Origin of the sequence: Aliifodinibius sp. S!AR15-10 (genome assembly GCF_031569985.1) — a bacterium.
Classification (GTDB): Bacteria; Bacteroidota; Rhodothermia; order Balneolales; family Balneolaceae; genus JAMQKA01.
Genome location: NZ_JAMQKA010000125.1, coordinates 1 through 780, shown reverse-complemented (window position 1 = coordinate 780; position 780 = coordinate 1). Strand labels below are relative to the sequence as shown.

Genomic DNA, 780 nt, shown 5'->3' with positions numbered 1-780 from the left:
GTTCAGGCTTTATGTTAAAAAAAGGGGACCATCCCCTGGATTCGTCTTACATTCTTTCCTGTAATCCTGTTTAACAAATCAGAGGAGGTCCTCATGTCTCGCCTGCAATCTACGAAACTTGATTTTACCGGCCAATCCATTTTTGTTGGCCTTGACACGCATAAAAAAAGCTGGAAAGTATCCATTTACCATGCCTATGGGTTTGTTAAGAGCTTTAGCCAGGATCCCGATCCCCAACTGTTGGCCAAGTACCTGCGCCGCACCTTCCCGGGGGCCGACTACCAAGTGGTCTACGAGGCGGGGTGTTTTGGATTTTGGATTCAACAGCAATTGCAGACCCTGGGCATCACGTGCATCCTCACCCACCCGGCGGATGTGCCCACCAGCGACAAACAAAAACGCCGTAAAACCGATCGGGTGGATGCCCGGAAATTGGCGCAAGAATTGCGGGCAGGTCGCCTGGTGGCTATTTATGTGCCCAGCCCCACGGCCCTGGCCGATCGCATGTTGGTGCGAACGCGGGCGAAGATGGTCAAAAACCAAACCCGGCTGAAAAACCAGATTAAATCGCTGCTTACCTTCCTGGGGGTTCCCATACCGTTTGACGCCACCCAGCACTGGTCCGGGCGGTTCATGCAGTGGCTGGCCGCCCTGGAACTGCCCGACGGCACTGCTACGGTTTCCCTGCGAGCGTATTTGGGGCTGCTGGAGGACACCAAAAAACACCTGACTCATCTTACCCGTCAGTTGCGCCGGCTTGCCAGCAGTGCCCCCTACCAG

General features: G+C 54.7%; 1 protein-coding gene. It reads left to right on the top strand.

Going from position 1 to position 780, the window contains the following annotated elements:
- Positions 1-93: 93 nt before the first annotated feature.
- A partial coding sequence (locus NC796_RS26635; protein WP_310688932.1) for a transposase occupies positions 94-780 on the top strand: 687 nt, incomplete at its 3' end.